Origin of the sequence: Tardiphaga sp. (genome assembly GCF_028290495.1) — a bacterium.
Taxonomy (GTDB): Bacteria; Pseudomonadota; Alphaproteobacteria; order Rhizobiales; family Xanthobacteraceae; genus Tardiphaga.
In genome coordinates, this window is the sequence record NZ_JAQGJT010000124.1 from 14,529 (window position 1) to 34,538 (window position 20,010).

Below are 20,010 nucleotides of genomic sequence, written 5' to 3' on the forward strand. Positions count from 1 at the left end.
GCCGTTTCTGCTTGTGCTATCCTGTCGCCCAGCAAGGAGTGTGGCATGAATCCCATCGAACTCGTTGTGACCGTTTGCGCGGTATTGTCGCCGGCCACCTGTGAAGAGACCCATCTGACGTTCACTTCGTCGATCTCGCTGCAGCAATGCACGATGGGCGCTATGCCCTACATCGCCCAATGGGTCGGCGAGCACCCGAAATGGACGGCCGTGAAATGGCGCTGCGAATATCCGCACAGCCGGGCTGATGCCGGCGGCAGCCGCGCCGGCTAGGTTATTTGCTGCATTCCTTGAGGTCCTTGTCGGCGATCGAGAACACGGCGTTGGCGCGGATCTCGATGCCATGCACCATGCAGGAACGTCCGTCACGATAGCCGACACGGGCGTCATAGCGCCCCGGGGCGACATCGGTGATGCGCAGCCGCTCGTCGTGGTCGACTTCCTTGTCCTTGTCGTTCAGCGTCTGGTTCGCGCCCCACAGGTTCTGGCCTGGCGCGGATAGCTGGAAGCTGGAGATCGTCTCGGCGGTCAGGTTCCACAGGCGGATGCCCTTGCCCTGCGCGGCCACGGGGCTGATGCCGGTGACGAGCAGAGCGACAATCATCAACATGGTGCGCATGGCGGGGCTCCGGTTGGATCGGTGGTGATTGCTATCATGGCGGTTGCCGATCTCGCCAGCGTTACGTGTTACGTATCGTGCGATGCAGCACGGCTGCCATATTTTCGCCGACGGGATTTTGTGTAGGATGCTGTGATCCGTGGCCGGGAGGATTGTGATGAGACCCCGTACTATTTATAGCCTCGTCGGAACCCTGCTGTTGCTGGCTACGCCGATTGTGGCTGCCGAATTCAACGACTACCCGACCTCGATCCGTTCCGACTATGTGTTCGGCTGCATGAAAGCCAATGGCGAGAGCCGCCAATCGCTGGAGCAGTGCTCCTGTTCGATCGACGTGGTGGCGACGCTGCTGCCCTATGACCGCTACGTGATGGCCGAGACGGTGCTCAGCATGGCGCAGGTGCAGGGAAATCTCGGCGGCCAGTTCCGTTCCGCGCCGCAATCGACCGCCGCCCTCACGGATTTGCGCCGCGCCCAGGCCGAGGCTGAGGTGCGGTGCTTCTAGGGCTTGCTGTGTTAAATCCCGGAACCTTCCGCCTTCCACTCGCCGGCGAAAACATGCCCCTCGGTATCTCGCGCCTCGACGCGGTAGCGCTTCGCGCCCTGCGGCAGATAGGTGAAGCGGATGTTGGGGTCTTCGGAGATTGAAATGCCGCCTTCCAGCGACAGCAGCAACTGGTCATCCTGCCATATCTTGATGTCGTTGACGAAGAACGCCGGAACATAGAGTCGCGTGACCTGATCCATTTGCAGGCCGGAATTGTTGGGGTGGCCGATCATCAGCTGCGCTTCGCGGGCGCCGCTCGCCGGATTGTCGCCCGATTTGGCGAATTGCCGGAAACGGATCTGGCCGAGCTTGCCCTTGGCCTCTTCGGCGTTCTTTGCCGCTGGCGCCGAGCAACCGCCGGAAGCCTTGACGTAGATCTTCGTCACATAGAGTTGGCCGTCGCTGAGTTCGGCCACAGCGTGGACGTCCGTATAGTTGTTGATGCGGACCCGCGTGGAGATTTCCGACACCGAGGAATTTGGCCCGAACTCAAAGCGGCCGGCCATCGGCGCCGGGTTCTGGTCGATCACCAGCGTGATCGCGCGGACGCGGCGGCTGTCGCCCGGCGGCAGCGTGGTGCGCAAGGTCACCGGCACGATGGCGGCGTCCTCGGCGCGGGTGGGCATCTCGATTGCGACGATGCCCGTGCCATCCTGCATCGGGCGGTTGTCGAAAATATCCTGCACCAGCCCGGGCCACGGATCGTAAGGCTCGTCCGCGGCCAGCGCGGGGCCGTGCAGCGCAATAGCGAAAAGGGCTACTCGAAAAAGACGACCTGCGATCATGGCGCGATCTCCTGAGCGAACCGGTACTTTATCCCGGCGTCATAACTATTCCCATTCAATTTCCGAGTAGGCGGCGGTGGCGTTGCGAGCATGATAGTCGTCGAACATCTGCCAGCGCGGTTTCTCCGACAGGCCTGCCTGCTGCACCGCACGCGACAACGGCACGCCTTTGGCGATCAGCGCACGGATATCCGCATCCAGCACCTGCAGATACCGCCGCTGGTCATCGAGCGCGTCCGGCCAAGCGCCGATCGCGCCGTGGCCGGGCACCACGCGCCGCGCCGGCAGCGCTGCCAGCTGCTCGAGCATGCCGCGCCAGCCACGCAGGCTGCCGTCGACGATCGGGATGTGCTCCCTGAACACCAGGTCACCGGCGAACAATGTCGCGGTGGTGATATCGAGTACTGTGAGGTCGCTGTCGCTGTGCGCCGTCGGCCAACCGCGCAGCGCCAGCGTGCGGCCGCCAAGGTCGAGCGTCATCTCACCGTCGACCAGCATGGTCGGCGCGATGATGCGGACGTCATCGATCAGCGCGTCGCCGAGCAGGCGGCGAAACGCATCAAGATAAAACGGTCCGCGTTGCGCCAGCGCCTGCGGCAGGTTTTTGTGCCCGACGAAGATCGCGCCGTCGGCGACAAAGGCGGCGTTGCCAAATACATGATCGGGATGGCCGTGGGTGTTGATGACATAGCGCACCGGAAGCTTGGTGCGCTGCCGGATCGCCGCGCGTAGCTGTTTGCCTTCGCGCACGCTGCCGCCGCTGTCGATCACCGCCACCGCATCGCGGCCGATGATGAAGCCGATATTGGCGATGCCGCCGTCATTCTGCGGAGTCATCAGCGCGATCTGGCCGATATGCACGAAGACGCCCGGCGCGATCTCGCTAACCGCGAGTGGCTGGTCTTGCTGCGCCTGCACAGTGGCGATCGTTAAAATGATTGATATTGATAGTGTGACCGTCAGCCATCGGTGCATCATGCGTAAGTATCCATGACACATTTTGGAACTCGCGCGTTGTTCGGCAGTGCGAAAAAGCGAACTACTCGAAAGAGGTACTATCATTTGTAATTTGTGTTGCGTGCAGGAAATGTCGGGATTAGCATTTCCATGCTTTCGACTTCAACTGGACTTCGGTTCGTTGGGATAGCCGGGGTCTTTGGAATCGGCGGCAAGCGAAGAGACGAGAATGTCCTCCGCCGCTACCGCTGCGACTTTCCGTTTGAAGTATATCCCGCTGCAGGTGTGAGTGCTGGGCGTGCGTCTCGGGCCCATCGCAAGGTTAAGCAACAACGAACAATATCACGTGGGAGGATACGACATGCACAAGGTGCTATTCGCTACCTGTCTCGGCGCTGTAGCGGTCGTTGCCGCGGGCGCGGCAAATGCCAACGACGAACTGCTCAAGATGCAGCAGAATCCGAAGGACTGGGTGATTCCGGCCGGCAATTATGCCAGCCAGCGCTATTCGGAATTGAAGCAGATCACGGCCGCCAATGTCGGCAAGATGCAGGTCGCGTGGACGTTCTCCACGGGCGTGCTGCGCGGCCATGAAGGCGGCCCGCTGGTGATCGGCAACATGATGTATGTTCACACACCGTTCCCGAACATTGTCTATGCGCTCGACCTCGCCAACGAGAACAAGATCGTCTGGAAGTACGAGCCCAAGCAGGATCCCAACGTCATCCCGGTGATGTGCTGTGATACGGTGAATCGTGGCGTCGCCTATGCCGACGGTAAGATCTTCCTGCACCAGGCCGACACAACGTTGGTGGCGCTCGACGCCAAGACCGGCAAGGTCGAATGGTCGGTGAAGAACGGCGATCCCGGCAAGGGCGGTACCGGCACTTCGGCACCGCTGGTGATCAAGGACAAGGTTCTGATCGGCATCTCCGGCGGCGAATTCGGCGTGCAGTGCCACGTCACCGCCTATGATCTCAAGACGGGCAAGCAGGTCTGGCGCGCCTTCTCGGAGGGTCCGGACGACCAGATCATGGTCGATCCCGTCAAGACTACGGAACTCGGCAAGCCGGTCGGCAAGGATTCCAGCCTCAAGACATGGCAGGGCGATCAGTGGAAGATCGGCGGCGGCTGCACATGGGGTTGGCTGTCCTACGATCCCGCGCTGAACATGGTCTATTACGGATCCGGCAATCCCTCGACCTGGAATCCCAAGCAGCGCCCGGGCGACAACAAGTGGTCGATGACCATCTTCGCGCGCAATCCGGACACCGGCTTGGCCAGCTGGGTCTACCAGATGACTCCGCATGACGAATGGGACTATGACGGCGTCAACGAGATGATCCTGAGCGACCAGGAGATGGGCGGCCAGCCGCGCAAGCTTCTCACGCACTTCGACCGCAACGGCATCGGCTACACGCTCGACCGCGTCAACGGCGAATTGCTGGTCGCCGAGAAGTACGATCCGAAGGTGAACTGGACCTCCGGCGTCGATATGAACAAGGCCTCGCCAACCTACGGCCGGCCGAAGGTGCTCCCGCAGTACTCGACCGAGTCCGGCGGCGAGGACAAGAACACCAAGGGCATCTGCCCGGCCGCGCTCGGCACCAAGGACGAGCAGCCGGCGGCCTATTCGCCGGAAACGCAGCTGTTCTACGTGCCGACCAACCACGTCTGCATGGACTATGAGCCGTTCAAGGTGAGCTACACCGCCGGCCAGCCCTATGTCGGGGCCACGCTGTCGATGTATCCGCCCCAGGGCGATTCCCACATGGGGAATTTCATCGCCTGGGACAACAAGACCGGCAAGATCGTATGGTCCAACAAGGAGCAGTTCTCGGTGTGGTCCGGTGCGCTCGCCACCGCTGGCGGCGTGGTGTTCTACGGCACGCTGGAAGGCTACCTGAAGGCGGTCGATGCCAAGACGGGCAAGGAACTCTACAAGTTCAAGACCCCGTCCGGCATCATCGGCAACGTCACCACCTATGAGCAGGGCGGCCGGCAATATATCGCCGTGTTGTCCGGCGTCGGCGGCTGGGCAGGCATCGGGCTTGCGGCCGGTCTGACCGATCCGACCGCCGGCCTCGGCGCGGTGGGTGGCTATGCAGCACTGACGAACTACACCGCGCTCGGTGGCGGGCTCACGGTGTTCGCGCTGCCGCAATAGACGGAGCCGCTAACGACCGGCGCGTGGAGCGATCCACGCGCCGGTTGCTCGGTCCAAGGGCGCTCCCGCCAGACGCATCCCGCAATAAGAAACTCAAGGAAATGCCCGTGCGTGCTATTCTCTGTGTGGCGGCGTTTGCGGCCGTCGTGACCTTCGTTCATCCTGTTTTTGCTGAAGCTCCACCCGATCCCGCCGCCGTCAAGGAAGAGGACGGAAAATATTTCGACAAGGAAGACAACCCGACCTTCAAGGTCACCAATGGCAGCACCGACTGGTACACTTATTCCGGCTATCGCCGTTACCATTCGGAATGTCACGTCTGCCACGGCCCCGATGGCGAGGGCTCAAGTTACGCGCCGGCGCTGAAGGAATCCGTCAAGACCTTGAGCTATGGCGAGTTCTTGGAAGTGGTCGCCAGCGGCCGCAAGAACGTCAATACCTCGCACACCAATGTGATGCCGGCTTTCGGCGATAATCCCAATGTCGCCTGTTATATCGATGATCTCTACGTCTACCTGCGCGCCCGCGGTGCCGATGCGGTTGGCCGCGTGCGGCCGGCCAAGCACGACGACAAGCCGCCGGCCGCGCAGCAGGCGGAGGATTCCTGCATGGGCGTCAAGAAGTAACCGACGGTCGCATCCGTTGCAGGCGGAGGATCGAAGGAGATGACGGCGATGACATTTTTCGTAGCCCGTCGATATCAGGCCATCGCTTTTGCCTTTGCCGCCGTGGCCGCATGGCTGGATGTCGCGCCGTCCGGCGCGCAGCCACGGCCGGAGGGTGGCGATCTGTCGATCGAACTGATCGATCCCGAAGTGCTGCGGGTCTGCGCCGATCCGCGCAACCTGCCGCTTTCCAACGACAAGGGCGAGGGCTACGAGAACAAGATCGCCGAACTGCTGGCCGCCAAGTTGCAGAAGCGTCTGGCCTACACCTTCTTTCCGCAGGCCACCGGCTTCTTTCGCATGACGCTTGGCGCGCATCGCTGCGACGTCGTGATGGGCTATCCGCAGGGCGACGACCTCGTGCAGGGCACCAACCCCTATATGCGCACGGCGTATGCGATGGTGGCAAAATCCGGCAGCGGACTTGAGGGGGTCTCGACGCTCAGTGATCCCCGCCTGAAGGACAAGCACATCGGTGTCGTTGCCGCGACGCCGCCGGCCACGAACATCGCCGTCAACGGGTTGATGGGCAACGCCAAGCCCTATCCGCTGATGGTCGACACAAGGATCGATTCCTCGGCCGAGGCGATGATCGCGGACATCGCCAGCGGCGTGGTTGATGTGGGCGTACTGTGGGGGCCGATGGCCGGCTACCATGCCAAGCGGGCCAATCCGCCTTTGCACGTCACGCCGCTGGTCAAGGAAACCAGCGGGCCGCGGCTGGCATACCGGATCGGCATGGGCGTGCGCGCCGCCGACCAGAACTGGAAGCGGCTGCTGAACCGCTTCATTCAGGATAACCAGGCCGAGATCAATACGATCCTGCTGGGCTACGGGGTGCCGCTGCTCGATGACAACGACCGGCCGATCTCCGCGCAAACATCAGTGCCGAAGCAGCCGTGATCCGGCATCTCGCATGGTTCGTGGCTTTCGCATGGATCGCTGCGATGCCTGCGCGGGCGCAGGATGTCGTTGCGGAGCCGCCGGGTTATCGTATGGAGAATTACCGCGCGCCGGTGCCGGCGACCTTGCGGGGCGCGCAGGTGTTGACCACGGCGCAGGCCGAGGCGCGCTGGCGTTCGGGTGCTGCCGCCTTCATCGATGTGCTGCCGCGGCCGCCGAAGCCAACGAACCTGCCGGCCGGCACTGTGTGGCGCGAAGCGCCGCGGCCGCATATCCCGGGTAGCCTGTGGCTGCCTGATACAGGCTACGGCGAACTGGCTGAAGTCACCGAGGATTACCTCAAGCGCGGCCTGCAACGCGCCAGTGGCGGCGATAAAGCGCGGTTGCTGGTGTTCTATTGTCAGGCCAATTGCTGGATGTCCTGGAACGCGGCCAAGCGCGCGCTGACCTATGATTATACGAATGTCGCCTGGTATTCCGAAGGCACCGACGGCTGGCGCCAGGCCGACTTGCCGATGGTCGACGCCAAGCCGGAGCCGCGGGCAGGGGAGTGAAGCCGCGCGGCATGCGATCGCTCAAGGGGTTCAAATGACAACGGCGCGACACTCCCTCGAGAATGCCGCGCCGTTCTCACTTCAATGCGGCGCCTGAGGGCTGCCGCGTGTCGCTTAGACTGCGTCCTTGGCGGCCTTGACCGGACGGGCGCGAACGATCTTGCGGGCCGGCTTGGCCTTGAAGGTCATCGGCTCGCCGTTGAAGGGGTTGGTGCCCTTGCGTGCCTTGGTGGCGGGCTTCTTGATGACCACGAACTTGGCGAAGCCGGGGACCAGGAACACGCCGTTCTTCTTCAATTCCTTGTAGCCGACCACGGCCAGAGTCTCGAGAACGCCCTTGACGTCCTTCTTGGTCAGATCCGGATGGGACTCGTTGATCTTCTCGATGAGCTGCGATTTGGTCATTTGATCGGCCATTGGGCACCTTTGCGTGAGTGATTCGGTGAAACTGACACTATTGAAAATTACAGAAAAAAACCCGGATTGAATGGGATCTGCACAGATTTTGCCTGAAAAAATAGTGTTTTCGACGCCGCAAGCCACGATTCGACTTGTGCGACAGGCTTTCGCAGGACCGAGACGCCGATTCAACATGTATCGCAGGCCTCACGACATCGACCACCCCCGGAGTTCCGGCGCTGGTTGCGCCGATGTGCTGCCGCTTTATGGTCGATCCATGACCGATTTCCCCCGCTATGCGATCTATTACGCGCCGCCCGCCGATGCCCCTCTCGCGTGCTTCGGCGCCAACGTGCTCGGCTACGATGCCTTTGTCGGCCAGGATGTGCCGTTCCCGGACCGGCTCGTCGCCGATATTCCGGACTGGGCCGAGCTGACGCAGGACCCGCGCAAATACGGCTTCCACGCTACGCTGAAAGCGCCGTTCGCGCTGGCGCCGGGCATTGGCGAAGCCGGATTGATCGCCGCGTTCGATCGCTTCGCCGCCACGCCGCGCGCGATCCCGGTGATTGCACCGGTGGTCCGCGGTGTCGGCGGCTTCATCGCGATCGTGGCCGCCGAACCGGTGGCCGAACTCCACGCGCTGGCGCAGGAGTGTGTCGAGACGTTCGATCCCATGCGCGCACCGATGACGGCGGCCGATCGCGCCCGGCGCAAGCCGGAGACATTTACGCCGCGCCAGGCCGAACAACTCGACCGCTTCGGCTATCCTTTCGTGTGTGACGACTTCCTGTTCCATATGACGCTGACTGGCCGGTTGCCGCCGCCGCGCGGCGCGGAGGTGCTGGCGAGACTGCAGGCGGATTTCGCCGCGCTCGCGCTCACGACGCTTCGCATCGACCGCATCGGGGTGTTCCGGCAACCGGATGCGAAGTCGCGGTTCCGCGTCCTCCACGAAGCAAACTTGATCTGATACTTCGCAGGTGCGGCTGCTGCGTTTGCGATATCGCTACGCAGCATCCCTGCTGTGCGCGAATTCGTATCAAAAAAGCTCGAAGCCTGCCTCAGCATCCTTGACGTTGCGCGCAGCCGTGCAATGATTTGGGTAGCAACTGGAGAGTGAACCTGTTTGCAGGGCTATGCATCGCCGCCAACTATCAAAACAAAATCGGACAGGAGGATTGACCCATGACCGTTCACATCCACCCCTCGGTCGACAACGGCGTCAAGGCCGGTAGCGGAAGCTTCGCTGGCGGAACACTGGTCTGCAAATGCAAGGATCGACCAGTCAAGGTCGGCATTCGCGGCGACGTCGCACACAACCATGCCTGCGGCTGCAGCAAATGCTGGAAACCCGAAGGCGCAACCTTCTCGGTGGTCGCCGTGGTGCCGCGCGATAATGTCACGGTGCTAGAGAACGGCGACAAGCTGCAGGTCGTGGACGCTTCCGCGACGATCCAGCGCCACGCCTGCAAAGTCTGCGGCACGCATATGTACGGCCGGATCGAGAACAAGGCGCATCCGTTCTACGGGCTCGATTTCATCCACCCCGAACTGTTTGAGCACGGCGGCTCAGCCGCACCGGGCTTTGCGGCCTTCGTGTCGTCGGTGATCGAATCCGGCGTCGATGCCAAGGAAATGCCAGGTATCCGCGCACGGCTGAAGGAGCTGGGGTTGGAACCCTATGACTGCCTGTCGCCGGCCTTGATGGACGCGATTTCCAGTCACGTCGCTCAGTCCCGCGCCAAGGCGGCCTGACGCCATCGGCCGGACTTGATCCGGTCCCGCCGGCGGGCGCATATGCACCCGCCGGCGCGTTGCCGGCGGTTTATATTTTGCGCCGGAGCATGCTTCATGACGATCGAAACCGTTTCGCTGATCCGCTCGCATGGCGGCACGCAGGGCGTCTATAAGCACGCCAGCAGCACAACCGGCACCGGCATGACGTTTTCGGTGTTCGTGCCGCCGCAGGCCGGCGTCAGGCCATGCCCGGTGGTGTGGTATCTCTCCGGCCTGACATGCACCCATGCCAATGTCACCGAGAAGGGCGAATTCCGCCGCGCCTGCGCTGAACTCGGCGTGATCTTCGTCGCGCCCGATACCAGCCCGCGCGGCGAGGGCGTGCCCGGCGATCCCGCCAATGCCTATGATTTCGGCCTCGGCGCCGGCTTCTATGTGGACGCGACGCAAGCGCCGTTCGCCACGAACTACCGGATGTGGAGCTACATCACGGCAGAATTGCCGGCGGTGATCGGCGCGAACTTTTCCGCCGACATGAACAGGCAATCGATCATGGGCCATTCGATGGGAGGCCACGGCGCGCTGACAATCGGGTTGCGCCATCCCGACCGCTACCGCGCCGTCAGCGCATTCTCGCCGATCGCCGCGCCCTCGCAGGCGCCGTGGGGCATCAAGGCTCTGGGCGGCTATCTCGGCGAGGATCGCGCGGCGTGGCGGGCGCATGACGCGGTGGCGCTGATCGAGGACGGCGCGCGGATAGGCGAATTGCTGGTCGATGTCGGCGACGCCGATCCGTTCCTTACCGAGCAGCTCCATCCCGGTCTGCTGGAAAACGCCTGTGCCGACGCCGGCATCCCGCTGACCCTACGCCGCCAGCCAGGCTACGATCACAGCTATTACTTCATCTCCACCTTCATGGAGGACCATCTGCGCTGGCACGCGGTGCGGCTGCAGGGCTAGAGATAGCGATCGTGTCCCGGACGCGGTGCGGCACTCTCAAGCGATGCACTTGCATCGCCGCTGTACCGCTCCGCAGATCCGGGATCCCGGCTACTATTCAAGCCACCGGGGAACGAACCCGCACTACTTCGGCACGCCGAAATTCGGCTCAAGCAGCCGGTTGCGCAGCAGGAAGCTGGCGGTGCGCGACCAGGATTCGTCGCTGTTGCTGCGGAAATCCGCGTTTGCGGCCGTGATCAGGTGCCCGGTCCGCGCATTGCGGACGAAGATCGTCATGTTGAGGATCAGCGTTGACACCTTGTGCACGACACCAGTGATCGCAAGGTCGGCGTTCAGTCTTTGCGCATATTGTACGTCGCAGCCGCCGCAAGCCTGCAGGTTGCTGTTATGCGCCTCGGCGCGGACCGGGGCGATATCAAGCACTTCAAATTGGCCGGAATCGGCGAGCCCCTTACGCAACTGATCGCTGACAAGCAACAGCCGTGCCTGTTCGTCGGTGCGCGGCCCGTTCTTTTCGCCTTCCAGGCTGGAATCTGCCAATTCGAAATCGAACACCGCGGCCTTTGGTGTCTGCGCGTGCGCCGGTGACAGCGCCAGCAGCAAGACGACAATAACCCCTATCGCGCGCATGATCGATGCTCCGGTCCGGGCCACACCAAAATGTTCGTTGCAACTTAGGACGGATCAGCCATGTTTCAAGTCAGAAGTCTTCGGATCGGCGGATGTCGAAGGAGGCTTGGGAGGAGGTTTCTTTGGCTCTGCAGTGGTGGGCAATCGCCAGTTGCGTGCTGCTCACCGCGGCGTCGGCGGCAGCCGAACCGGTCGAGATCCGGATCGGCTATCTCGGCCCGGCCGGGTTTCGCCCGAGTCTTTCGCTGTTGCAGCAAGGCGCCGACAATGACGGCCTTGCCGGCGCGCGGCTGGCGATCGAGGACAACAGCACCACGGGCCGCTTTCTCGACCAGCGCTTTACGCTCGATGAGGTCCGCCTGAAGAAGGACGACGATGCCGCCGCAGCAGCGAACGCGCTGGCCGATCGCAAGGCCGGCTTCATAGTTGCGGACCTTGCGGCCGACGATTTGCTGAAAGTCGCCGACGCGGTGCGCGAGCGCGGCGTGGTCTTGCTCAATGCCGGCGCTACCGACGACCGTTTGCGCGAGGAGGATTGCCGTAGCAACGTGCTGCACATTGCGCCGACGCGCTCGATGCTGGCCGATGCGCTGGCGCAGTATCTGGTGTGGAAGCAATGGAAGCGCTGGCTCTTGGTGTCGGGCTCGCATCCGCCCGACCAGCTCTATGCTGACGCGCTGCGCCGCGCCGCCGCGAGGTTCGGGGCGAAGATCGTGCAGGAGCGGACCTTCGAGGATAAAGGTGGCGCGCGGCGCACCGACAGCGGCGTCACGCTAATCCAGCGCCAGATGCCTGCCTTCACGCAATCTGCGCCCGCTTACGATGTGCTGGTCGCCGCCGACGAGAGCGAGGTGTTCGCTTTGTATCTACCGTACCGCACATGGGACGCGCGGCCGGTCGCCGGTTCTGCCGGACTGGTGCCGACCAGCTGGGACGCGGCCCATGATCAGTGGGGCGCGATCCAGTTGCAGAACCGCTTCGTCAAGCTCAATGCTCGCCGTATGACCGCAAGGGACATGCAGGCCTGGACCGCGGTGCGGATGATCGGCGAGGCTGCATCGCGTACGAAATCCGGCGATGCGAAAACGATCACCACGTTTCTCAAGAGCCCCAATTTCGAGATTGCGGCCTTCAAGGGCCAGCCACTGACCTTGCGCGACTGGAACAGGCAACTGCGCCAGCCGATCCTGCTCGCCGATGGTCGCATGGTGGTGTCGGTGTCGCCGCAGGAGGGGTTTCTGCACCAGACATCGGAACTGGACACGCTGGGCGTCGATCGACCGGAGAGCAAATGCAAGTTGAACTGACCAAGGGTATGGATATACGAACGGCTTGCCACCCGCTCCGTCATTGCGAACGTAGCGAAGCAATCCAGAAGCCAAAAGCGAAGGGCTGGATTGCTTCGTCGCACGTGCTCCTCGCAATGACGACGTCTATTTTTCTGGCTGCACCTGCCTGCGCCACCATCGCTTATGTCTCCAACGAGAAGGGCAACACCGTCTCGGTGATCGACACCGATACGTGGACCGTGACGAAGACCATCACCGTCGGCCAGCGCCCGCGCGGCATCGAGTTCACGCGCGACGGCAAGTTCGTGCTGGTTGCGGTCGGCGACGACGACACCATCCAGGTGATCGATGTGGCGAAGCAGGAGGTGGTGGACACACTTCCGTCCGGCCCCGATCCGGAACTGTTCGTGCAGGACGCCGCCGGCAAGATCCTCTACGTCGCCAACGAGAACGACAACACCGTGACGATCATCGACATCGCTCGCCGCGCGCGACTGGGCGAGGTGCAGGTCGGCGTCGAGCCGGAGGGCATGGCGATCAGCCCGGACGGCAAGATTCTGATCAACACCTCCGAGACCACCAACATGGCGCATTTCATCGATACCGAGACGCGCCAGATCGTCGCCAACGTGCTGGTCGATGGCCGGCCGCGCTACGCAGAATTCAAGCGCGACCACTCCGAGCTGTGGGTTTCCGCCGAGATCGGCGGCACCGTCACCATCATCGATCCCGTCAAGCGCGAGGCCACCGGCAAGATCAATTTTGCGATTCCCGGGCTGCGCCGCGAGGCGATCCAGCCGGTTGGAATGGCGATCACCAAAGACGGCAAGACCGGCTTTGTTGCGCTGGGTCCCGCCAACCGCGTCGCGGTGGTCGATGCAACCACGCATCAGGTGACGAAGTATTTGCTGGTCGGGCAGCGTGTCTGGCACATGGCGTTTACGCCCGACGAAAAATATCTACTCACCACCAACGGCATTTCCAACGACGTCTCGGTGATCGATGTGGCCGCAATGAAGGTCATCAAAACCATCCAGGTCGGTGAACTGCCCTGGGGCATTACGATGGCGCCACCATGATGCCGAACCCTGCCGAGCACATGAACAGCGATCTGCACGGCGAACCGGCGATGGCGGCTGCGTTGTCGATCGACGCCGTCTGCCACGATTACGGCGCCCGCCGCGCGCTCGACCACGTCAGTCTCGACGTGGCACCGGGCGCGTTCACCGCGCTGCTTGGCTTGAACGGTGCTGGCAAGAGCACGCTGGTGGCGCTGGTGACGCGGCTGTTTGGTGTGCAGCACGGCCACATCCGCATCTTCGGCCACGACATCGGCGCTGAGCCCGGCGAGGCGCTGCGACGGCTCGGCGTCGTGTTCCAGTCGCGGACGCTTGATCTCGATCTGTCGGTGACGCAAAATCTTTTGTACCATGCAGCACTGCACGGCATTGGCCGGCGCGAAGCACGCGTGCGCGCCGCCGAAGTGCTGGCGCAGATCGATCTGTCCGATCGCGGCAACAGCAAGTGCCGCGACTTGTCCGGCGGCCAGATGCGGCGGCTGGAGATTGCGCGCGCGCTGCTGCACCGGCCGCGCTTGCTGCTGCTCGATGAGCCCACGGTTGGCCTTGATGTCAGGTCGCGCGCCGACATGCTGGGCCATGTCCGTGCGCTGGTACGCGAGCAGGGCATCGGCGTGCTCTATGCGACGCATCTGTTCGACGAGATCGCCGACGGCGACCGTCTCGTCGTTCTGCATCAGGGACGCGTGCTCGCACGCGGCACGCTGGCGGACATCCTCGCTACATCCGGCGCGCGCGACCTTCACGCCGCCTTCATGCGGCTGACCGCGGAGGTCGCGCCATGACGATTGAGGCGATCCCATCGCCGCGCGGCTTTACGTTGGCGCAATACGCCGTCTGCATGAACGGCATTGTCTGGCGCGAAGCGCTGCGCTTCCTGCATCAGCGCGAACGTTTCGTCTCGGCGCTGGTGCGGCCACTGGTGTGGCTGTTCATCTTTGCCGCCGGCTTCCGTCAGGTGCTGGGCATCTCGATCATCCCGCCTTACGAGACCTATATCCTTTACGAGGTCTACATCACGCCCGGCCTGATGGCGATGATCCAGTTGTTCAACGGCATGCAGTCTTCGCTGTCGATGGTCTATGACCGCGAGATGGGCAACATGCGCACGCTGCTGGTGAGCCCGCTGCCGCGCTGGTATCTGCTGTTCTGCAAGCTGCTGGCCGGCACGGCGGTATCGGTGCTGCAGGTCTATGCTTTTCTGGCGATTGCCTGGTTCTGGGAGATCGAGCCACCGCCGATCGGTTATCTCACCGTGCTGCCGGCGCTGATCCTGTCCGGACTGATGCTCGGTGCGCTCGGCATGTTGATCTCGTCGGGGATCAAGCAGCTGGAGAATTTCGCCGGCGTGATGAATTTCGTGATCTTCCCGATGTTCTTTGCTTCCTCCGCACTCTATCCGCTGTGGCGCGTGCAGGAGGGCAGCCCGATGCTGGCCTTTATATGCGAAATCAACCCCTTCACCCACGCGGTCGAACTAATCCGCTTCGCGCTATACGGCCGCCTCAACGGCGTGTCGCTGGCGGTGGTCGGCGGTTGCGCCATCGTGTTCATGGTCGCGGCGGCAATGGCCTATGACCCGTCGCGCGGCATCGCGCGTCGCGGTCCTGCGGGAGGCGAGGCATGAAATTCAAGCTCATCTTCGCGATGCTGATGCTGGGCTTTTGGCCCGGTGCCGGCCATGCCGCCGATCCGCGCTATCCGGACTGGCCCTGTATGCAGGCGAAGGTTCCCGAGGTCTCGCTTGCTGCGGTGTGGGCGGGGCCCGACCTCGGCGATGCCACACAGAAATGGAAGGACGACATCGCCGTCAGCGCGCTGGTGGCGAGGCTTGCGGCGCGGCGTACGCCGCTTGATGAGGCCGACAGAGCGGTGACGGAATTTCTCGCGGGCTCCAGCGAGCGCAAACTGGACAAAGGCAAGCGCCTGTTCGCCGGTCTGTTCGAGACGCTGAACGGGCAACGTTCTTCGGTGATGAGCGGGCTGGAACGCATCACCCGCAAGCAGCGCGAAGCCGCGGACGCGATCCGCGCCGCCGGCCAGTCGATGCATGCGCTGCAGGACGAGACGACCTCGGACCCGGCGAAGATCGAACAGATCAGTAACCAGTTGCTGTGGCAGACGAGAATTTTCGAAGACCGCCAGCGCGTCATCAAATTCGTCTGCGAAGTTCCGGTCGCGATAGATCAACGCCTGTTCGCGCTCGGCCGTAGCATCCAGCAGGGCATGGAGTAGGGGCTCAGCCCAGCAGCCGCTTCTTGTAGGCCACCGGGTCCATGTCGCGGATATCGACGCTGAGGCTCTTCGTCTGCGGCAGCAATTGCACCATCGTCGTACGAATAGCTTCGCTCAGCAGCACCTTCTGCTCGGGCGTCCGCCCCTCCAGCAGGTACAGCGTGACATGGCAGAAGCCGTCGCGTTGGCCCGCAACCAGATAATCCGAATAGGCCAATGTGCGGATCTTGAGGTCGGCGGCCTGCACCACGCCGGTGCCGGCGGCGGCGTCATGCAACGCGCGCATGAGGGCGGCGGCATCGAACTGCGCGTGGCCGTCGGTGGAATGTTCGATGATGATGTGCGGCATGTCTGAATTTCCTCGGGAGCAGTTTACCATTTCCCCGTCATTGCAAGGAGCGCTAGTTCTTCTCTCGCACGAGGCTTCTGGATTGCTTTGCTGCGCTCGGAATGACGGGGAGGGCCTTGTTACAGCAGCATCGACTTCACGGAATCGGAAGCCTCGCGCAGCAGCGGCAAGAAGCGGTCGATCATCTCGCCGGTGGAGATGCGGTCGACATGCGCGCCCATGTTGATGGCGGCGACGATCTCGCCGTCATAGCGGCGCACCGGCACCGAGATCGAGCGGAAACCCGGCTCGGCCTCGCGGTCGACCAGCGAATAGCCTTTCTCACGGTCGGTCATGATGGAGGCGAGCAACAGATCCCGGTCGATGACGGTGAACGGCGTCATCGCCTTAAGCTCCATCGCGGCCAGGGCTGCGGCGAGATCGCTGTTGCTGTACTTGCCGAGCATCGCCCGGCCGACCGAGGTGCAGTAGGCCGGCAGCCGGTAGCCGAGATCGATCCCCGCCGAGAAAACCCGCGCCGGGCTGGCGCGCGCGATGAAGATCACCTCGTCGCCATCAAGGATCGCCAGCGAGGAGATTTCCTGCGCGGCGCTGGAGACGCGGTCGAGCACCGGCTGAAGCACCGCCACGATCTGGTTCGACGAAAGGTACGACGCTGCCAGTACCAGCACACGCGGCGTCAGCGTGAACATCTTGCCGTCGATGGCGACATAGCCGGCGCGCTCCAGCGTGAACAGAATGCGCCGGGCCGTGGCGCGCGGCAGGCCCGCGGCCTTGGCCAGATCGCTCAGCGTCATCGGCCTGGGGTCGGCGCCGAACAATTCAAACACGCGCAAGCCGCGGTCGAGGCTTTCGATGAAGTCGGTGTTTCCGCGCTCCTCGCCCTCGGCGCGCTTCGGCTTCACCATGCGCGGTCCCCCGTCACGCGGCGGCTTCCACTTTCTTGAGATCGAATGAAAGGTCCGCGGCCTGTTCCGGCGAAGGCGACAGCGATGCCGCGATCAGCCGACGCGCGATCATCTGGTCACCCGGCTTGTTGATGCTGTCCACGGCCATCAACCTGGCCTCGCGATAATAGAACACCGAGAACTTGCCGTCACTGAGCGCGCCGCGGATGACGGCCGTATCGTCGGGGCCGGACAGTCCGACGATCTGCAGCTTCGCATCATATTGGTCGGACCAGAAGCGGGGTACGGCGACATAGGGTTCGAGGTGGCCGGCGATCGCCGTGCCCGCGGCCTTGCCCTGGTCGGTGGCATTCTGCACCGATTCCAGCCGCACGCGGCGGCCGGCGAAGATGTTGTGATGGTTGCTGCAATCGCCGGCGGCATAGATGCCCGGCACGCCGGTGCGGCCGTATTCGTCGACATCGATGCCGTTGGCGCAGGGAATGCCTGCAGCGGAGGCGATTTCGTCATTGGCGATGCCGCCGATGCCGGCGACGATCAGGTCGCCGCGGACGCGGTCGCCGTTCGAGCAGATCACCTCATGCAATGCGCCGTAGTTCTCGATCGCCGTGACGCTCTGGTGGAAACGGATATCGACGCCGTGCGCAACATGCATGTCGAGCAGGAACTGCGAGATCAGCGGCGACACCGCGCGCTCCAGCAGCCGCGACACCGCCTCGATCATCACCACCTTCTTGCCGGCCTTTGCCGCGGTGGCCGCGACTTCGAGCCCGATGAAGCCGCCGCCGATGATGACGACCTCGTTCGCCGCCTCCAGCCGTGGCTTCAGGTCCACCGCATGATCCAGCGTGCGCAGATAGACGATGTCCGCGCCACCCGCGCCCGGCACGGTGAGCTGCCGCGCCCGCGATCCGGTGGCGATCAGCAATTGATCAAAGGCCAGGTGCTCGCCTCCTTCGAGTTCGACGCGGCCCGCGTCGCGATCGATGCGAACGGCGCGATGGCCGAGCATCATCTCGATATTCTGCGCTTTAAAGTAATCGTCGCCGCGCAGGATCAGGTTGCTGTGGGCGACGCTGCCCGACAGGAACCCCTTCGACAGCGGCGGCCGCTGATAGGGCAGGTGGATCTCGTCGGCGACGATGCGGATCGGCCCCTGATAGCCCTTCTCCCGGGCGCTGATGCCGGCCTGCACGCCAGCATAGGACGCGCCGATGATGACCAGGCCGCTCATGAGAACAAACCCCTGCAGGGGGTCTGGGCAATACAAGTCACAGTCATGTAGGGATTTCCGCCGTTTGGTTCAGTGATTGAACAATAGTTCCTGGACCCGGCTTGGCAAGGCGCAACGCCTGCGGCCACGCCACTGCGGCAAATTGCCGGTTTTATTCGCGCGCTGATCCAAATTGAGGCTTGTCAGTTTCCCAGTTCAGAGTCAGTCTAATCAAATACGGACATACGTTCGTCTATTGAACATTTGCGGCGGGGGCTGTTCATGAATCGATCTGCGAGGTTGCTGGTTTCGTGCATGATGGCGGGCGGTGTGCTGGGCCAACCGGCTTGGGCGCAACAGGCTGACCGGACTGCCCCCGGGCTGGTGCTGGCCGGCGGCAAGATCCTCACCATGGACGGCAGATCCACGGTCGCCGAGGCGCTGGCTATCCGCGACGGGCGGATACTCGCGGTTGGCAGCGATGCCGCTATCAGGATGCTGGCCGGGCCGCAGACCCGGGTGATCGATCTGGCCGGCAGGACCGTGCTGCCCGGCCTGATCGATACGCACACGCATTTCAGGGCAGCAGGCCTCGGCGAGTACGTGGTCAACCTCGGCGCCGCGAAAAACGTCGCCGGCGCGCTTGAACTCATCAAGGCGTTCGTCGCGAAGAAGAAGCCCGGCGAATGGATCGTCACCGGCGGCTGGCATCCGCCGTCGCAACTCGCCGAGAAGCGCTACCTCACCCGCCAGGAGCTCGACAGCGTTTCGCCGGACAATCCGGTCTATCTGCGCACCGTCGGACACTTCGCCATGGCCAACTCGCTGGCCCTGAAGCAGGCGGGGATCGATCGGACCACGTCCGATCCGGTGGGTGGATCCTTCGAGCGGGATGCCTCGGGCGACGTTACCGGCGTTCTGGTGGAAACCGCGATCCCGCAGGTCGAAAAACTCGTGCCTGCCTACAGCGAGGACGACGAAATCCGACAGTACACCATTGCCCAAAAGACGCTCAACAGTTTCGGAATCACCAGCGTCGTCGAAGGCGCCACCAGTGCGCATGACACCCGTACCCTTGAGAAGATCGCGCTTTCTGGCGCGGCGACCGTGCGGGTCGGCACCATGTTCTGGCCGGAGCCGCCGGCCGATCTGGCGGTGTGGGACGCGATCATGAACGGCAACGGGACCGCATCGGGCTTTGGCGACGAGTGGCTCAAGCTCGGCGGCATCAAGATCTTCTACGACGGCGGCATGACCCTGAAGACTGCGATGATGCGCGAGGCCTACCCGGACTCGCACAACGACTATCATGGCGTTGCCCAGCAGACTCCAGAGCGGCTGAGGCAGCTTGTGTCGATCGCCAACAAGTACAACTGGCGTGTCGGAGTGCACGTGGTTGGCGATCTCGGCATCGATCAGGTGCTCGACGCGCTCGAGGCGGTCGACAAGGAGAAATCCATCCGGGACCGCCGTTTCGGTCTGATCCACGCCAGCCTGATACGGCCTGAGCAGGTGGAGCGTGCGGCGAAGCGGGGCGTCCGCATCGATTTCCAGAATGTGTTCATGTGGGACAAGGCGGCGACCGTCGAGCGCTTTCTCGGCAGGCCAACCGCCGATCGCGCCGTTCCCACTAAAACCATGATCGACAAGATGGGGCTCGATAACCTCGGCGCCGGCACTGACTTTCCGGTCAACCCGATCAACCCGTTTCTCAACATGTACATCATGGTGACGCGGAAGGATCCGGCCGGCCAGGTTTACGGTCCATCGGAGGCGATCAGCCGCGAGCAGGCGCTGCGCCTCTATACAAGCGCCGCATCCCGATACATGTTCGAGGAAGCGCAGAAGGGCACGCTGGAGGCCGGCAAACTCGCCGATCTCGTAGTCCTCTCCGCGGATTTCATGAGCGTTCCGGAAGACCAGATCAAGGATATTAAGGCCGAGTTGACGGTGGTCGGTGGCAAGATTGTATTTCAGCGCTGAGCGGTGACGCGATCGTAATTGAACGGGG

At 63.0% G+C, this 20,010-nt stretch carries 23 protein-coding genes; 15 read left to right on the forward strand and 8 right to left on the reverse strand.

Going from position 1 to position 20,010, the window contains the following annotated elements; translation table 11 throughout:
• The first annotated feature begins 45 nt into the window (after window positions 1-45).
• Window positions 46-273 carry a hypothetical protein gene (locus JWQ24_RS18170; protein ID WP_299811017.1) on the forward strand — a complete coding sequence of 76 codons (228 nt, stop codon included), beginning with the start codon at window positions 46-48 and terminating at the stop codon, window positions 271-273.
• A gap of 1 nt (window position 274) precedes the next feature.
• Here the strand turns inward: JWQ24_RS18170 and JWQ24_RS18175 are convergent, their stop codons facing one another.
• Window positions 275-619, reverse strand: coding sequence for a hypothetical protein (locus tag JWQ24_RS18175; RefSeq protein WP_299811019.1), 345 nt, complete (start codon window positions 617-619; stop codon window positions 275-277).
• 157 nt (window positions 620-776) lie between these two features.
• On the opposite strand from JWQ24_RS18175, the gene JWQ24_RS18180 reads away from it, so the two are divergent.
• Window positions 777-1,124, forward strand: a complete 348-nt coding sequence (locus JWQ24_RS18180) for a hypothetical protein (protein ID WP_299811022.1) — start codon at window positions 777-779, stop codon at window positions 1,122-1,124.
• Between the two features lie 11 nt (window positions 1,125-1,135).
• Here the strand turns inward: JWQ24_RS18180 and JWQ24_RS18185 are convergent, their stop codons facing one another.
• Window positions 1,136-1,951 carry a quinoprotein dehydrogenase-associated SoxYZ-like carrier gene (locus tag JWQ24_RS18185; protein WP_299811025.1) on the reverse strand — a complete coding sequence of 272 codons (816 nt, stop codon included), beginning with the start codon at window positions 1,949-1,951 and terminating at the stop codon, window positions 1,136-1,138.
• A 45-nt stretch (window positions 1,952-1,996) separates the two neighbouring features.
• Window positions 1,997-2,929 (reverse strand): quinoprotein relay system zinc metallohydrolase 2, encoded by a 933-nt coding sequence (locus tag JWQ24_RS18190; RefSeq protein ID WP_299811028.1) that lies wholly within the window; start codon window positions 2,927-2,929, stop codon window positions 1,997-1,999.
• Window positions 2,930-3,269: 340 nt separating this feature from the next.
• Here JWQ24_RS18190 and xoxF5 point away from each other — a divergent pair, with 340 nt between their 5' ends.
• The 4 genes from xoxF5 to JWQ24_RS18210 all read left to right on the forward strand — a co-directional run bounded on the left by xoxF5 (window position 3,270) and on the right by JWQ24_RS18210 (window position 7,197).
• Complete coding sequence (xoxF5, locus tag JWQ24_RS18195; protein ID WP_299811033.1) at window positions 3,270-5,075, forward strand: lanthanide-dependent methanol dehydrogenase XoxF5; 1,806 nt, start codon at window positions 3,270-3,272, stop codon at window positions 5,073-5,075.
• A gap of 101 nt (window positions 5,076-5,176) precedes the next feature.
• The gene (locus tag JWQ24_RS18200) at window positions 5,177-5,701 is read left to right on the forward strand and encodes a c-type cytochrome, methanol metabolism-related (RefSeq protein ID WP_299811036.1); all 525 of its coding nucleotides are present in this window, start codon (window positions 5,177-5,179) and stop codon (window positions 5,699-5,701) included.
• Window positions 5,702-5,749: 48 nt separating this feature from the next.
• Window positions 5,750-6,643: a substrate-binding domain-containing protein gene (locus JWQ24_RS18205; RefSeq protein ID WP_299811038.1), complete on the forward strand. Its 894-nt coding sequence runs from the start codon at window positions 5,750-5,752 to the stop codon at window positions 6,641-6,643.
• Window positions 6,644-6,687: 44 nt separating this feature from the next.
• Window positions 6,688-7,197, forward strand: coding sequence for a PQQ-dependent catabolism-associated CXXCW motif protein (locus tag JWQ24_RS18210; RefSeq protein ID WP_299811223.1), 510 nt, complete (start codon window positions 6,688-6,690; stop codon window positions 7,195-7,197).
• Window positions 7,198-7,311: 114 nt separating this feature from the next.
• Here the strand turns inward: JWQ24_RS18210 and JWQ24_RS18215 are convergent, their stop codons facing one another.
• Window positions 7,312-7,614, reverse strand: a complete 303-nt coding sequence (locus JWQ24_RS18215) for an HU family DNA-binding protein (protein ID WP_299811040.1) — start codon at window positions 7,612-7,614, stop codon at window positions 7,312-7,314.
• A gap of 259 nt (window positions 7,615-7,873) precedes the next feature.
• Between JWQ24_RS18215 and JWQ24_RS18220 the strand changes: the two genes are divergently transcribed.
• From JWQ24_RS18220 to fghA, 3 genes are all read left to right on the forward strand, one after another.
• A complete protein-coding gene (locus tag JWQ24_RS18220) occupies window positions 7,874-8,569 on the forward strand; it encodes a DUF1045 domain-containing protein (protein ID WP_299811042.1) in 696 nt (231 codons plus the stop codon).
• 215 nt (window positions 8,570-8,784) lie between these two features.
• Window positions 8,785-9,354, forward strand: coding sequence for an S-(hydroxymethyl)glutathione synthase (gene gfa / locus JWQ24_RS18225; protein WP_299811044.1), 570 nt, complete (start codon window positions 8,785-8,787; stop codon window positions 9,352-9,354).
• A 96-nt stretch (window positions 9,355-9,450) separates the two neighbouring features.
• The gene (gene fghA / locus JWQ24_RS18230) at window positions 9,451-10,296 is read left to right on the forward strand and encodes an S-formylglutathione hydrolase (RefSeq protein ID WP_299811046.1); all 846 of its coding nucleotides are present in this window, start codon (window positions 9,451-9,453) and stop codon (window positions 10,294-10,296) included.
• Between the two features lie 123 nt (window positions 10,297-10,419).
• Here fghA and JWQ24_RS18235 read toward each other — a convergent pair whose 3' ends face one another.
• A complete protein-coding gene (locus JWQ24_RS18235) occupies window positions 10,420-10,926 on the reverse strand; it encodes a DUF3280 domain-containing protein (protein ID WP_299811048.1) in 507 nt (168 codons plus the stop codon).
• Window positions 10,927-11,054: 128 nt separating this feature from the next.
• Between JWQ24_RS18235 and JWQ24_RS18240 the strand changes: the two genes are divergently transcribed.
• From JWQ24_RS18240 to JWQ24_RS18260, 5 genes are all read left to right on the forward strand, one after another.
• Window positions 11,055-12,233 (forward strand): ABC transporter substrate-binding protein, encoded by a 1,179-nt coding sequence (locus tag JWQ24_RS18240; RefSeq protein ID WP_299811226.1) that lies wholly within the window; start codon window positions 11,055-11,057, stop codon window positions 12,231-12,233.
• A gap of 116 nt (window positions 12,234-12,349) precedes the next feature.
• On the forward strand, window positions 12,350-13,294 hold the full coding sequence (locus JWQ24_RS18245; RefSeq protein ID WP_299811051.1) for a YVTN family beta-propeller repeat protein: 945 nt from the start codon (window positions 12,350-12,352) through the stop codon (window positions 13,292-13,294).
• A complete protein-coding gene (locus JWQ24_RS18250) occupies window positions 13,294-14,079 on the forward strand; it encodes an ABC transporter ATP-binding protein (protein ID WP_299811228.1) in 786 nt (261 codons plus the stop codon). Before JWQ24_RS18245 ends, JWQ24_RS18250 begins: the two co-directional genes overlap by 1 nt.
• Entirely contained in the window at window positions 14,076-14,921 is an 846-nt protein-coding gene (locus tag JWQ24_RS18255; protein ID WP_299811054.1) for an ABC transporter permease, read from the forward strand. Before JWQ24_RS18250 ends, JWQ24_RS18255 begins: the two co-directional genes overlap by 4 nt.
• Window positions 14,918-15,529, forward strand: a complete 612-nt coding sequence (locus tag JWQ24_RS18260) for a hypothetical protein (RefSeq protein WP_299811057.1) — start codon at window positions 14,918-14,920, stop codon at window positions 15,527-15,529. The genes JWQ24_RS18255 and JWQ24_RS18260 overlap by 4 nt, the downstream gene beginning before the upstream one ends.
• A 4-nt stretch (window positions 15,530-15,533) precedes the next feature.
• Here JWQ24_RS18260 and JWQ24_RS18265 read toward each other — a convergent pair whose 3' ends face one another.
• The 3 genes from JWQ24_RS18265 to JWQ24_RS18275 all read right to left on the reverse strand — a co-directional run bounded on the left by JWQ24_RS18265 (window position 15,534) and on the right by JWQ24_RS18275 (window position 18,020).
• Window positions 15,534-15,878, reverse strand: coding sequence for a 5-carboxymethyl-2-hydroxymuconate Delta-isomerase (locus JWQ24_RS18265; protein WP_299811060.1), 345 nt, complete (start codon window positions 15,876-15,878; stop codon window positions 15,534-15,536).
• Window positions 15,879-15,997: 119 nt separating this feature from the next.
• A complete protein-coding gene (locus JWQ24_RS18270) occupies window positions 15,998-16,786 on the reverse strand; it encodes an IclR family transcriptional regulator C-terminal domain-containing protein (protein WP_299811063.1) in 789 nt (262 codons plus the stop codon).
• Window positions 16,787-16,799: 13 nt separating this feature from the next.
• Window positions 16,800-18,020, reverse strand: coding sequence for an FAD-dependent oxidoreductase (locus JWQ24_RS18275; protein WP_299811066.1), 1,221 nt, complete (start codon window positions 18,018-18,020; stop codon window positions 16,800-16,802).
• A 261-nt stretch (window positions 18,021-18,281) separates the two neighbouring features.
• Between JWQ24_RS18275 and JWQ24_RS18280 the strand changes: the two genes are divergently transcribed.
• Window positions 18,282-19,982 carry an amidohydrolase gene (locus JWQ24_RS18280; RefSeq protein WP_299811068.1) on the forward strand — a complete coding sequence of 567 codons (1,701 nt, stop codon included), beginning with the start codon at window positions 18,282-18,284 and terminating at the stop codon, window positions 19,980-19,982.
• Window positions 19,983-20,010 lie beyond the last annotated feature (28 nt).